Raw genomic sequence first — 12,814 nt, forward strand, 5'->3', positions numbered from 1 at the left:
TACCGGAACGCGCTACGTCGCGAACCTCTCGCCGACCTGCTAGACCCAACTCTCAACGGAAGCGACAACAAATGCCCGACGCCTTCATTCTTTCCGCCGCCAGAACGCCAATTGGCAGAGCCCGCAAGGGTTCTCTGGTGTCCGTCGATGCCTATCAGCTCGCCGAGATCGCCGTCGGTGCGGCAGTGGAACGGTCACAGATCTCCGTCGCCGACCTCGACGACCTGTTTCTCGCGGAGTCCCTGCAGGGAGGAGGGGTGATCGGGCGCAACATCGCAGTGCGCCTCTGCATGACCAACGTGCCCGGGGTGGCTATTAATCGGCACTGCGCCTCGGGCGCCACTGCCGTGCAGTTGGCGGCGGCCACCATCATGGCCGGCATGGCAGACGTGATTGTCGCCGGTGGAACGGAAAGCGCGAGCACCATGCCGCGGCTGACCAAGGTGGCACCAGGTGCCCAGGAACCAACCCCATGGTCGCCACAGAGCCATCCCGACGCCCCCGGCATTCCCGCTTTCGATATGTCGGTCACCATCGGTGAAAACACCGCCCGGCTACACCATGTCACCCGCGAGCAAGCCGACGCCTGGTCCGCACGCTCACAGCAGCGGGCGCTCAACGCGATTGCCAAAGGCTACTTCGATGACGAGATCGTCACCGTCCCCATCAACCACGGCGAAGCTGTGTTCGACACCGACGAGCACCCGCGAGACACCACGCCCGACGCGCTCGCCGGGCTGAAGGTCCTGCACCCGGAACTTCCCGACGCGGTCGTTACTGCCGGAAATTCCGCGGGCATCAACGATGCCGCCGCCGCGCTGGTTATCGGCGGCTCTGACTTCGCGTCCAGTCGCGGCCTCACACCGCTGGCACGGATCCGGGGTTGGGCATCTGTGGGCGTGGAGGTCGAGCACACCGGAATAGCGCCGGTGACCGCAATCCCGTTGGCACTCAAGCGCAGCGGTCTCACAGTGGACGATGTGGACCTCTTCGAGATCAACGAGGCGTTCGCCACGATGGCCGTGGCGTGCACGCGTGACCTAGGATTGGACGAGTCAATCGTGAACGTGAACGGCAGCGGTATCAGTCTTGGCCACCCCATCGCAGCGACTGGCGCTCGGATGGTGGTGTCGATCGTTCATGAACTCGCACGCCGCGATTCGCGCATCGGGGTGGTGGCGATGTGCGCCGGGGGAGGGATGGGCTCAGCGATGGTCGTCGAACGGATCTAGCTCGAGCCCGAACGCTCAGCGCTGGACGGTGAGCTTGGTGTAACGGCCGCCCAAAAGCCATTCAGACACATAGAGATTTCCGTCGGGGTCCGTGGCGACAGCGTGCGGGGAATTGAAGCGATCGTGGCTGGGCAGGTGCGGTACCTCCGTGCGCCCATCGCCGGCGAGCGTATTGGGCCAGCCCGGCCGGGTCGGCCACCCCGGGGCGGCAGTGGGGTCGTCGCCGATGTATCCCAGCAGATTGTCCTCGAGATCGAGTACGGCCACTCGCCCGTATAGCTCGGCGACGACCAGCAGGTTGCCCCACTGCGCAAAATCGCTGGGGCTGTTGAGGAACTGTTCACCGAAGGACCGCAGATAGCGGCCGCCGAGATCGTAGACCAGCACGCGGGTGTTGACTCGGTCGGCAACGTAGAGCTCAGGGACCGTTTTGCGGCGATCGATGAAAATTGCGTGTGGACATGCGAGTCGTTGGCCGACTTCCTCACCGGTCAGCGTCGACCGATGGTTTCCCTGCTTGTCGAAGCGGTGCACGACACCTGACCCGTATCCGTCTGCCACCCAGATGTCGCCCGTGCCACCGAACCGCTCCTCGTCCACAGCGCAACCACACGGACAATACGGTCCCATCGGACCGGCAGGGATGGCCGGATCCTGTTGGGGCACAGGCAACTCAGACCGGATCTGACCATCCACGGTCATCTTCACCACTCGGGGTGCCCGGGTCTGGCAGCGGACTCCCTTGCCGAACATTGGAGTCCAGTTGGGGTCGCCGTCGTCGGCGCCGCAGCTGAACACGAATCCTGGATCGCTGACCCAGAGGAGTTCGTCATCGCCCTCGCGCACGAGAGTGATGCCATGGCCTTCGGTGAGGTCAGTGTCGACCACGCGGAGCAGACGGCCTTCGGTGTCGAACGCGACGAGCCGCCCGGCGTGGAAACTGATGATCTCGCCACCGTCGGTGGCGACGACAGCGTTGTGCACCCAACAGGACGCGACACCTGGGACGGCGGATAGATCTGCCCAATCGCCAACTATTACGTAGGGCGGGATGTTGGCGGGCCTAAAGGTATCTGACGACACGACGCGAGCCTTTTCCGTCGCTCTACTCGCCGGAGCTCGGTGATATTGACGAAACCCTCTCGGGTGCAGCGTCGTTCGCTCTGGACCACACCTGACCCGCATGGTCTTCAAACTTGATCCGCACGTCGGGTGCAGCGTTGGGTTCCAACGAATAAAGGGCGGAGGCGTGTTGGTTTGGCCGTAGCCAGCGCGGGAAGTCCACTGCGTTGTGGGCAGCAACAAGGTCCATCCGGTTGGCCAGGAACGCCGGCTGCCGAGTTGGTAAGGCCCCGCCCGTTTCGAGCAGTGGGTGATGCTCGTCGGGCCACGGACCAGTGCTCAGCCTGGCAATGACGTCTGCGATCGACTGTGTGGAGCGTGTGGCGCCACCGGGTAGATCGTGGCCCTCGGAGTCGACCCCGTGCACGGAGACCTGTAGGTCGAAGGCTAAAGAGGTGCCGTGATTCACCACTGTCACGGCCCAGATCTGCGGGCCAAGCAACGCCACTGGCGTCCGGTAGATCGTTAATTGCCGTGCCGATGCGATGCGTTCGAATTCCATGGTCAGCGCGCCGAGATCGGCGTCGGTCAGATCGGCGGCAATCGCGCTTTGCAAGCGGCCCTCGAAGTCAGCATCCCCATGACCAATGTAGCGCGGAGAGATCCCTTCCCTTGTCAGTCGCTGCGTCACGTTGTCAAGCCAACTCTGGTCGTCCGAACTGGGCCCGTGCGAAGGTGATTCGGCGATGAGCCAAACGATTACCAACTTGCCGGCTCGCTTTGCGCGCTCTACGTCACCCATCACCTCAACGACATCGCGGCCCATCGGGTCGAAGAGGGCGATGAACGCGTCGCAGCGGTCGGTGATCCCGCTCGACGGAATTAACACAATCTGGTGCCGCTGCCCGCTCGCGCAGTTCCACCAATTCAGAGCATGACCAATGGCGGTGCGAGATCGCCCCGTGTCGTCGGGCGAGGCGATTGCCACCTCCATAACGTGGGCGGGGAACACTTTCTCATCTCCTCCGGGGTACATCAGCACCCAAGCGGTGCTGCGATGGATGACGCTGAGTGCCGTTTTACTCTACCGAGCCTTGCCTCATTAGGAAATGACGTCCTACTATTACGAACACGCCCTTGTAGCATAGTGCTGATCGCCCGGTTGCAAGGTGGCTCGCAGGCGTTCGCCAGTGGAACAGGAGGGACATTGTCGACGGAGGGAAGCGTGCTGGAGTTCGACCCGTTCAAGCCTGGTCCCGCTGACGAGTTGCCAGCGGTTTACGCGGCGCTGCGAGAGCGGTTTCCGGTCTACCGGACCGGTACGAATATCTGGGTGATCTCGCGATTTGATGATGTGAAGGCCGTTCAATCCAATCCCGCTGTTTTCTCGTCCCGTCCCAACCCCTACGAGGGAGATTCAGCACCGGCGGATGCCGAGATGAAGCCCGAGGTCATCGAGCGACTCATGGCCCTGACCGCGGGGATTCCCGTCGACATGAACGAGATGGCCTCCGCCAAGACCATCGCCGCCGCAGACCCGCCTCAACACACCCGGATCCGCAGAATCGTGAGCAGGGGTTTCACACCCCCTCGAATCAAGGAGATGGCTGACGCGATCGCCAAGATCGTCGACCGCTGCCTAAGCGGTATTGACGAGCTTCCCAGCTTCGACCTGGTCGAGCGGCTGGCTATTCCACTGCCGGTGGAGATGATCTGCCACATCCTCGGTATCGACCGAAGCGAGTACGGGCGCGCCAAGTGCTGGTCCGACGCTTTCGCCGCCGCCGCCGGCGGCAATTTCAGCAGTGCCGCCGAACGCAACGAGTTGATGTTGACGACGATCAAGGAGTTCAGCACCTACTTCGTGCCGTTGATCGAAGCGAGGCGAGTTGAGCCGAGGAATGATTTGGTCAGTGCGATGGTCGCGGCGATCGACAACGAGTCGCTGAGCAATGTCGAAACATTGATGGTGGCGATCACCATCATGGTCGCCGGCAACGAGACGACCACGAACCTCATCGGCAATGCCGTGGTCGAATTGCTGGCCAACCCCGACCAGCTCAAATTGTTGCTCGACGATCCGTCGTTGTTGCCCAATGCCGTCGATGAGGCGAACAGGCTGACGACGCCGATCCAGTTCGCATTTCGGGAGGCGACCGAAGACACCGTCGTCGCTGGTACGACGATTCCGAAGGGAGCCATCATCGCTCTGCACATGGCCGCCGCGAATCGCGATCCGCGTCGCTTCGACGAGCCCGATCGTTTTTTGATCACTCGTCCTCCCGGCAAAAGCCTGGCCTTCGGTCACGGCATCCACTTTTGTCTGGGTGCTCACCTGGCAGGGCAGGAAGTGCGCGCGGCGATCGGCGGACTGCTGCCCTACCTCGACCGCCTCAAATTGACCGATGCGCCGCTGGAACGCAATCCGACGGCGCTGCTCAACGGGTGGCGCCGGGTCGAACTAGCGTGGGTGTCGTAGTGGCACTGGGGAATTCCCGTTGAACGCCGACAGATCGCGATGTTGACGGCATCGATGCTGCTGGACCGGGCAGTCCTGCAGCACCCTTAAGACTTCTACGCGACGTTACGGGAGCAGGCGCCTGACGCGCGAATCGCCCAAACGTCACCTCGCTTTCGGGCACGGCACCCATTTCTGCGTCGGGGCGGCTCTCGCGCGTATCGAAGCGCGTGCGGTGCTCGGCGCAATCCTCGAGCAGACCCGATGCTTCACGCTCGACAAGGATCGCGCACCGCAGTGGGTGGACAGCCTGTTGGTCCGGCGGCACGCAGAACTCCACGTCTGCGCTACTCCCCGGTGAGCTATAAGTCCCGACAGCGAGGCGGAGGGGAATGTCGCTCCGTCAATGGAGTTGGAAAGCTATAGCTGCTCGATCGTTAGATAACGGCGATCTCGGTGGGCACGCGGGAGGCGAAGTCGATCACTCGCGCGCCGTTGAGCTGGACATCAGGTACGGCTGGATGCCGCTGCCCACAGCGTCATCGAGGTGGACGACGACGCTGGCGGTTGGTTGTTCGATCCGGTGATGGCCGGGTGAGACGCCACTGTCTTCCTCGCCGCCGACGCCGATGTGCGAGAGCTGACAGCGCGGTCCTGCTCTGAGCGGACCGGCCAGCGAATGCTAAACGACATCATCGAACACCGGCTCGGCCAGTTCGGTCATTGCCGATCGGCCTCGAAGCCACGCCGAACCACGCGTTGCCCAGTGCTCCCGTTCCAACGCCTGGGCTAGAGCGAGTGCGCTACCCGACGCCAGAATTCTGGAGTCCCATTGCTTGGCGTGATCAGCCAAGCGTGCGGCCTCGTTCACGGCGTCTCCAATGACCGTGTATTCGTAGCGGTTCTCCGCGCCGATATTGCCTGCGAATACCGCGCCGGCGGCCACTCCGATACCGAAGTCCACCAGTGGCAGCGCCCTCAGTTCTGTGCCGAGCGCGCGTGCCGTCGCGAGCGCCGCCGAAGCCGGTTCATCAATGTCGATGGGTGCTCCGAACACGGCCAGGACCGCGTCGCCTTCGAACTTATTGATCAGGCCGTGCTGCTGATGCACGGCCGCGACCACTATGCGGAAGAAGTTGTTCAGGATGCTCGCGACTTCCTCGGGCCGCCGGCCGGCGGCGATCGCCGTTGACCCCACCAGATCGACGAAGAGTACGGCGACATCTCGGACGTCACCCGACAGGGAGCCATCGTGTTGAAGTGCCTGGCGTGCCACGTCTGCGCCCACGTGGCGCCCGAAGAGGTCCCGGAGGCGTTCCCTTTCCTCAAGGCCTGCCACCATCCGGTTGAATCCGACCTGGAGTCGTCCGATTTCGGAGGGCTCATACACCTCGACGAGCGCCCCGCCATGGCCGTGCTCCACCTCGGTCATGGCGATGACGACTTCACGAACTGGGTCCGAGATTGACCGGGCAACCAAGATCATCGCGCGAAACCCCAAGGCGAGGGAGGCCACAGCGAGCACCAGAACCGGTGTTTCGATTGGCGCTGACTTCGGCACAAGCCACCCGTTGGAGCGCGACAAGACGATCAATGCGATTCCAGCGATGGGTAATGCACTAAAGAGGACCCACGTAATCATCACTCGTGCAAGTACCCCCGGCATTTCGCTAGAGGGTGCGGCGGTCTTCATTGACGCCGCCAGGATGGGCCGCAGGATGCGCTGAGTTATCAGATAGCCCATGGAGGCGGTGGCCGCACCCCCGAACAGAATGGCGGTACCGATCACGCAAGCGACGGCGCCGCCGGCGTGAAAGTTGACCAAAACCAACACTGCGCCGCCGACAGCCCAGATGCCGAACTGGACGACGGTCTGGCGGGCGGCTATGCGCATAGCCGCGCGCTGTTGAGCGGGCGTTGGTTCGGCGCCATCGGCGAACCAACGGAAGGACGGAACCATATTCAAGACACCGGCCACACCACCGACGATTGCCGAGATTGCGACCAGACCGCACACGGCGATCAGGTTCTTCCTGCTGGAGAGGATGCCGGGGTCCCCGCCGCGGTTACGGGTTAGCGAGACGATCATCAAAGAGACTGCGCCGGCGGCCAGGAGGTGCGCGGAGGTCAGCGCAGCCGCATAACTGAGCCCAAGACGAATTGCAGCTTTGCGCCGGGAAGTCCGAATCGACAGCCATGGAGGATAGGATGATTCCACTGGTAGACCGTCACTTCCGTTTAACGCATCTAACGACTACCATAAACAGCATTAATTGTTCTACTTCGTAGGTATCCAAACTTCGCGCACGTTAAAACCCATGACGAGGCCAGGACAAGACTGAATGACTGCGCACACGACGCTGATTCCGCACTTCATCGATGGGCGGCGCACCGCCGGCCGGTCCGGCCGCAGCGCTGACGTCTTCGACCCCAGCACCGGGGGTGTTCAGGCGACGGTGCCCATGGCCGGCCAGGCCGACATCGATGCCGCGGTGGCATCGGCCGTCGAGGCCCAAAAGGGTTGGGCCGCAACAAATCCTCAGCGGCGCGCACGAGTGATGATGCGCTTCATCGAGCTGGTCAACAAGCACAACGACGAGCTGGCCGAGCTGCTGTCCCGCGAGCACGGCAAGACACTGGCCGACGCCAAGGGTGATATCCAGCGCGGCATCGAGGTCATCGAGTTCTGCATCGGGATCCCGCACCTGCTCAAGGGTGAATACAGCGAGAGCGCCGGCCCGGGGATCGACGTCTACTCGCTGCGCCAGCCCCTGGGCGTGGTCGCCGGCATCACCCCGTTCAACTTCCCGGCGATGATCCCGCTGTGGAAAGCCGGCCCGGCGCTGGCCTGCGGCAACGCGTTCGTGCTCAAGCCCAGCGAGCGGGACCCCTCGGTGCCGGTGCGGCTGGCCGAGCTCTTCGTGGAGGCGGGCCTGCCGCCCGGGGTGTTCCAGGTGGTGCACGGCGACAAGGAGGCCGTCGACGCCATCCTGAGCCACCCCGACATCCAGGCGGTCGGGTTCGTCGGCAGCTCCGAGATCGCCCAGTACATCTACGCCGGGGCCGCGGCCACCGGCAAGCGCGCGCAGTGCTTCGGCGGTGCCAAGAACCACATGATCGTGATGCCCGATGCCGATCTGGATCAGGCCGTCGACGCCCTGATCGGCGCGGGGTACGGCAGCGCCGGCGAGCGCTGCATGGCGATCAGCGTGGCGGTCCCGGTCGGTGACCAGACGGCCGACCGGCTGCGCGCCCGGCTGATCGAGCGGATCAACAACCTGCGGGTGGGCCACAGCCTGGACCCCAAGGCCGACTACGGCCCGTTGGTGACCGAGGCCGCCCTGGCGCGGGTGCGCGACTACATCGCCCAGGGTGTGGACGCGGGAGCCGAGTTGGTGATCGACGGCCGCGAGCGGGCCAGTGACGACCTGGCTTTCGGCGACGCCAACCTCGAAGGCGGCTTCTTCATCGGCCCCACCCTGTTCGACCACGTCACCCCGGACATGTCGATTTACACCGACGAGATCTTCGGGCCGGTGTTGTGCATCGTAAGGGCGCATGACTACGAAGAAGCGCTGGCGCTTCCTTCTCAGCACGAATACGGCAACGGCGTGGCGGTTTTCACCCGCGACGGCGACGCGGCCCGCGACTTCGTCTCCCGCGTGCAGGTCGGCATGGTCGGTGTCAACGTGCCGATCCCGGTGCCGGTGGCCTACCACACCTTCGGCGGCTGGAAGCGTTCCGGGTTCGGCGACCTCAACCAGCACGGCCCCGCGTCGATCATCTTCTACACCAAGACCAAGACCGTGACCCAGCGGTGGCCGTCGGGCATCAAAGACGGCGCCGAGTTCAGCATCCCGACCATGAAATAGCCTTGACAGCAACCACTTGCATACCGTCCCAACAGATTTCACACTCCAACGCAGGAGCAGCAGTGAGCGAACCAGTCATCATAGAGGCCGCGATCAACGGTGCGACGTCGAAGACCGTGAATCCGAACGTGCCGGTGACAGAAGACGAGATCGTTGCCGACGCACTGTCCTGCTTCGAGGCCGGGGCCGCGATCGTTACCAACACGTATCGAGCTTCAACGTGTCCGGCGATGAGGCGGCCGAAGTGTATCTCGGTATCTGGCGACGCGTGCTGGCTGAGCGCCCCGATGCGTTGTGGTACCCGACAATCAACCTCGGGCCAGCAGCCCAGTGGTACGACCACATTTCGCCCCTGGCGGAGTCCGGGCTGCTCCGGATGGGAGTCAGTGACCCGGGGTCGGTCAACATGGGAGTCCTCGTGGACGGCCTGCCCGTCGGTTCCTTCGTGTACGCCAACACCTTCGACGACGTCGCCCATAAACTGGACCTGTGCCGCACCCACCGGCTGGGACCGAGCTTAGCCATCTACGAACCGGGCTTTCTGCGCACCATCTTGGCCTACGACCGCAGCGACCAGCTCCCCGCCGGCTCGTTCATCAAGCTGTAATTCAGCTCCGAGGCTGGCCTCAGCGGAACGGCATTCGGGTTGCCGCCCAGCGCCACAGCTCTCGCGGCGTACGTCGAACTTCTCGACGGTACTGGACTGCCCTGGGCAGCATCCGCAGTTGGTGCTGACCTCGTTCGCAGTGAGCTGTGCGGCGCGGCGCTCGACGCCGGTGGTCACCTTCACGTGGGGCTGGAGTTCTTTGCCGGCGAGCGCACCCCCACCAACCTCGAACTGGTGACGGAGGCCGTCGAGGCGACCGCCGCAGCCGGCCGGAGGTGGCCACCAGCGCCGAAGCCGCGGCACTACTCGGCCTACCACGGACCCTGGAATCGGTGCCGGGTTAACCACTGCGGATTCGAAATCGGTTGCCGGACAATGATAAGAGAGAGCTGGCGTAATGAGTTACGATCTGGTGATCCGGGACGGCTCGATCGTTGACGGTTTGGGGGGAGCGCCCTATCGGGGCGACGTCGCGGTGCGTGGTGTCATCGTGGCGGTTGGTCCGGTCGATGGTGTGGGCAGGCGTGAGATCGATGCGGCAGGCCTGTTGGTCACGCCGGGGTTCATTGAGCTGCACACCCACTACGACGGTCAGGCGATCTGGTCGGATCGGCTCAACCGTCGTCTTCGCATGGCGTGACCACCGCGATAATAGGTAACTGCGGGGTGGGCTTCGCGCCGTGACGGCCGGCCGATCATGATGTGCTCGTCGATGTGATGGCCGGGGTCGAGGATATTCCTGGCGTGGTCATGGTTGAGGGGCTGGAGTGGGACTGGGAGACTTTCCCCCAATTCCTGGATCGGCTCGAAGCGGGTCGGCGCGACCTTGATGTGGCTGCGTTGCTCCCGCATTCGCCGTTGCGGGTCTACGTGATGGGACAGCGCGGCGCGGACCGCGAAGCTGCGACGGTTGACAACCTGGCCGAGACGCGCGGTCTGGCTGCCGAGGCGGTGCGGGGCGGAGCGTTGGGCTTCGCGTCGTCGCGGTTGGCTACCCACCGCACCGACGGCGGTCAGCAAATCCCGAGCTTTGACGCCGCAGAGGGGAGATTCTCGAGATTGCGCGGGGGATAGCCGACGGCGGTGGGGGTTGATTCAGTTCGTACCGGATATTCCGGCCGGCGGCTATGAATCGGTGTTGCAGAATGTGTTTGGCGCCGCCAACGTCGCGGGTCTACCGGTGACTTTCACGCTTCTCGTCGGCAATGCCGGTGATCCGCTGTGGGAGGAGGCAATCGCGATGGTCGAGAAAGCTAACGACGCGGCGGGCAGATTGCCGCGCAGGTCTTTCCCAGGCCCATCGGGTTGATGCTGGGCGTGGAGTTGACGATAAACCCGTTCATGTTGTGTCCCGCCTACCGCCAGATCGCTGATCTTCCGCTGGCCGAACGCGTTGCGCAGATGCGCAAACCCTTTGTGCGCCCGAAGATTCTGGCTGATCGACCCACCGATGCCGCATCCAATCCGTTGTTCCACTTGGGATAAGCGTGGGAATGGATCTTTCCGATCGATGACCGCGCTGTTTACGAGCCCGACCGCGCCGAGAGCATATTGGCCAGGCGCGAGCCAGGGATGTCTCACCGTTGGAGGAGGCTCACAACATTGTTGAGCCCGCCTCGGCAGTCGGGATCACGGCAGGCGTAGACAAGCACATAAACCTATATTCATATAAGTAATAAAAACCTCTAGACGACTTCGCGGCGCCGTGAGTAGCCTACATGCATATCAGGTTCATTTCGGTCCTACATCGGCTAGGTTTCAGTCGATCCGATCGGCCCGGCCAGCTCTCGGTCGCAGAGCGTCCGGCGCCCAGCACCGCCGACCACCGCTCGGTGGCTGAGAAGGAGGACTTGGACATGCAGTATCGGCCGCAGCGCCTGCCGGCCTTGGTGGTTGCCACCGGCGCTCTGTTGAGCCTTCCCGTCGCGCATGCGGATAATGACAACAACACGCTCGTACCGAACAACAAGCGACTCAACGACGGTGTCGTCGCTAACGTCTTCACCGTGCAGCATCAAGCGGGCTGCACAAACGACGTGAGAATCAGCCCCCAACTTCAAGCCGCTGCGCAGCGGCACACCCAGGATGTGTTGAACAACCGGGCCCTCGATGGTGATATCGGTTCGGACGGGTCTAGCCCCCAAGACCGCGCCAATGCGGCTGGTTTCCACGGCCCTGTGGCCGAGACGTTGGCGATCAATCAGTCAATCGCGATCAGCGGCAATGACTTAATCAACCGGTGGTACTACAACCCCGACTATTTCAAGATCATGTCCAACTGCGCCAACAGCCAAATGGGGGTGTGGTCGTTAAACAGTCCGGATCGGACCGTTGTGGTTGCGGTCTACGGCCAGCCACAAGCCGCTGCCAGGGGACAGGGCGGAGGAGCAACACCGCTGAACACCGACGGGCAGAACATTCCCCTCGATCCCAGTCCCGACTATGACGCCAGCGATGAACTCCAGTTCGGTCTCAACTGGTTCCCGTGGATCCTGAGGGGGGTGTATCCGCCGCCCGGCAATCCTCCCCAGTAGAGCGGGAGGCGTCCATCGTTGGCGAACGTGCGTCAGGCTTGGAACGTTCCGTCAGAGACGAACCTGCGGCGGCGTCGGCGCTCCTGCACGATTAGGTGACAATTTGACCTGACCTACCGGGCTTGTCAAGATAACTGTGTAAGGTGTTGCAGCCGTTCATCTTTGGGTCATAGTGGGAGTCGGTCGGGGAATTGGATGGCTAAGGTGTTGAGTGCTTCGGTCCAGTTGTAGGTTCCTTGTCCTTGGTTTCCTCGTTTCTGGTTGATGTTGCGGATGGCCAAATAGGGCAGTGTCATCGCTGCGGCGTCGGAGGGGAATGATCCTCGGGCCTTGGTGACTCGGTGATGTCGCGGGTGGACATGCAGCGCGCGTATAGCGACAAGATCATGTCTTGGACCTGGCCCAGGCGGCGTTTGCGTTTGGGCACGATCGCCGGGCTAAACGTGGCGTTGCGGTCTCGGGGCACTTCGAGCTCGACCGGCCCAGCCGTGGTGAGCACCGTTTTGCGGCCATGGCCGTTGCGGGAGTTGCCGCCCCGGGCACATGGTGCACGTCGCCATCAAGAAGGTCGGCCGCATCCCCGACGGTGGTGGGTGGCGGGTGCACGGCAAGAACAGCGCACAGGGCAGAGCCTCGCGAGCGGCCCGTGCCGGCTATGTCTATCTGCATTCCGCGGTCGATGGCTACTCCCGATTGACTTACACCGAAGCACTCACCGATGAAAAAGGGCTTGTCAAGATAACTGTGTAAGGTGTTGCAGCCGTTCATTTTTGGGTCATAGTGGGAGTCGGTCGGGGAATTGGATGGCGAAGGTGTTGAGTGCTTCGGTCCAGTTGTAGGTTCCTTGTCCTTGGTTTCCTCGTTTCTGGTTGATGTTGCGGATGGCCAAATAGAGCAGTTTCATCGCTGCGGCGTCGGAGGGGAATGATCCTCGCGCCTTGGTGACTTTGCGCAGCTGGTAGTTCAGTGACTCAATAGTTATCTTGAGTCGTTCTTCGATTCATGTGCCTGAACTGGGGTTTCGCGTCGTGGACGGTGTCGTCGACGTG

8 protein-coding genes and 6 pseudogenes are annotated in these 12,814 nt (G+C 62.9%); 9 read left to right on the plus strand and 5 right to left on the minus strand.

Translation table 11 applies throughout. From position 1 onward, the window contains the following. Nucleotides 1-71 precede the first annotated feature (71 nt). A complete protein-coding gene (locus AWC17_RS19485) occupies nucleotides 72-1,232 on the plus strand; it encodes a thiolase family protein (protein ID WP_047323429.1) in 1,161 nt (386 codons plus the stop codon). Nucleotides 1,233-1,247: 15 nt separating this feature from the next. Here AWC17_RS19485 and AWC17_RS19490 read toward each other — a convergent pair whose 3' ends face one another. Then, nucleotides 1,248-2,216, minus strand: a complete 969-nt coding sequence (locus AWC17_RS19490) for an NHL repeat-containing protein (protein WP_047323430.1) — start codon at nucleotides 2,214-2,216, stop codon at nucleotides 1,248-1,250. 121 nt (nucleotides 2,217-2,337) lie between these two features. After that, nucleotides 2,338-3,288, minus strand: a complete 951-nt coding sequence (locus tag AWC17_RS19495; RefSeq protein WP_036458409.1) for a hypothetical protein — start codon at nucleotides 3,286-3,288, stop codon at nucleotides 2,338-2,340. A gap of 63 nt (nucleotides 3,289-3,351) precedes the next feature. Between AWC17_RS19495 and AWC17_RS19500 the strand changes: the two genes are divergently transcribed. Continuing rightward, nucleotides 3,352-4,773 carry a cytochrome P450 gene (locus AWC17_RS19500; RefSeq protein ID WP_244193508.1) on the plus strand — a complete coding sequence of 474 codons (1,422 nt, stop codon included), beginning with the start codon at nucleotides 3,352-3,354 and terminating at the stop codon, nucleotides 4,771-4,773. Nucleotides 4,774-4,894: 121 nt separating this feature from the next. After that, entirely contained in the window at nucleotides 4,895-5,113 is a 219-nt protein-coding gene (locus AWC17_RS32140) for a cytochrome P450 (RefSeq protein ID WP_276038141.1), read from the plus strand. Nucleotides 5,114-5,434: 321 nt separating this feature from the next. Here the strand turns inward: AWC17_RS32140 and AWC17_RS19505 are convergent, their stop codons facing one another. Further along, on the minus strand, nucleotides 5,435-6,841 hold the full coding sequence (locus AWC17_RS19505) for an adenylate/guanylate cyclase domain-containing protein (RefSeq protein WP_208618379.1): 1,407 nt from the start codon (nucleotides 6,839-6,841) through the stop codon (nucleotides 5,435-5,437). A gap of 253 nt (nucleotides 6,842-7,094) precedes the next feature. Here AWC17_RS19505 and AWC17_RS19510 point away from each other — a divergent pair, with 253 nt between their 5' ends. The 5 genes and pseudogenes from AWC17_RS19510 to AWC17_RS19535 all read left to right on the plus strand — a co-directional run bounded on the left by AWC17_RS19510 (nucleotide 7,095) and on the right by AWC17_RS19535 (nucleotide 11,765). Continuing rightward, nucleotides 7,095-8,624: a CoA-acylating methylmalonate-semialdehyde dehydrogenase gene (locus AWC17_RS19510; RefSeq protein WP_085164967.1), complete on the plus strand. Its 1,530-nt coding sequence runs from the start codon at nucleotides 7,095-7,097 to the stop codon at nucleotides 8,622-8,624. Between the two features lie 62 nt (nucleotides 8,625-8,686). Continuing rightward, a pseudogene (locus tag AWC17_RS34220) lies at nucleotides 8,687-8,815 on the plus strand (3-keto-5-aminohexanoate cleavage protein); the annotation flags it as partial. A gap of 29 nt (nucleotides 8,816-8,844) precedes the next feature. After that, nucleotides 8,845-9,669, plus strand: a pseudogene (locus AWC17_RS33615) (3-keto-5-aminohexanoate cleavage protein). After that, nucleotides 9,629-10,832, plus strand: a pseudogene (locus AWC17_RS19530) (N-acyl-D-amino-acid deacylase family protein); the annotation flags it as partial. The pseudogenes AWC17_RS33615 and AWC17_RS19530, both read left to right, overlap by 41 nt. 255 nt (nucleotides 10,833-11,087) lie before the next feature. Continuing rightward, nucleotides 11,088-11,765: a CAP domain-containing protein gene (locus tag AWC17_RS19535; RefSeq protein WP_167385603.1), complete on the plus strand. Its 678-nt coding sequence runs from the start codon at nucleotides 11,088-11,090 to the stop codon at nucleotides 11,763-11,765. A gap of 337 nt (nucleotides 11,766-12,102) precedes the next feature. On the opposite strand, the pseudogene AWC17_RS34225 reads toward AWC17_RS19535, so the two are convergent. Beyond that, nucleotides 12,103-12,312 (minus strand): annotated as a pseudogene (locus tag AWC17_RS34225) (transposase); the annotation flags it as partial. Here AWC17_RS34225 and AWC17_RS19545 point away from each other — a divergent pair. Next, nucleotides 12,300-12,488: pseudogene (locus AWC17_RS19545) on the plus strand (IS481 family transposase); the annotation flags it as partial. The pseudogenes AWC17_RS34225 and AWC17_RS19545 overlap by 13 nt on opposite strands. A gap of 52 nt (nucleotides 12,489-12,540) precedes the next feature. Here AWC17_RS19545 and AWC17_RS19550 read toward each other — a convergent pair. Beyond that, nucleotides 12,541-12,741, minus strand: a pseudogene (locus AWC17_RS19550) (transposase); the annotation flags it as partial. Nucleotides 12,742-12,814 lie beyond the last annotated feature (73 nt).

This window comes from Mycobacterium nebraskense (assembly GCF_002102255.1).
GTDB lineage: Bacteria > Actinomycetota > Actinomycetes > Mycobacteriales > Mycobacteriaceae > Mycobacterium > Mycobacterium nebraskense.

Excerpts from the sequence above, each read along its gene's own strand:
- AWC17_RS19485 (WP_047323429.1), top strand. The coding sequence starts at position 72 with ATGCCCGACGCCTTCATTCTTTCCGCCGCCAGAACGCCAATTGGCAGA.
- AWC17_RS19495 (WP_036458409.1), bottom strand. The coding sequence starts at position 3,288 with ATGGAGGTGGCAATCGCCTCGCCCGACGACACGGGGCGATCTCGCACC.
- AWC17_RS19500 (WP_244193508.1), top strand. The coding sequence starts at position 3,352 with ATGGATGACGCTGAGTGCCGTTTTACTCTACCGAGCCTTGCCTCATTA.
- AWC17_RS19505 (WP_208618379.1), bottom strand. The coding sequence starts at position 6,841 with ATGATCGTCTCGCTAACCCGTAACCGCGGCGGGGACCCCGGCATCCTC.
- AWC17_RS19510 (WP_085164967.1), top strand. The coding sequence starts at position 7,095 with ATGACTGCGCACACGACGCTGATTCCGCACTTCATCGATGGGCGGCGC.
- AWC17_RS19535 (WP_167385603.1), top strand. The coding sequence starts at position 11,088 with ATGCAGTATCGGCCGCAGCGCCTGCCGGCCTTGGTGGTTGCCACCGGC.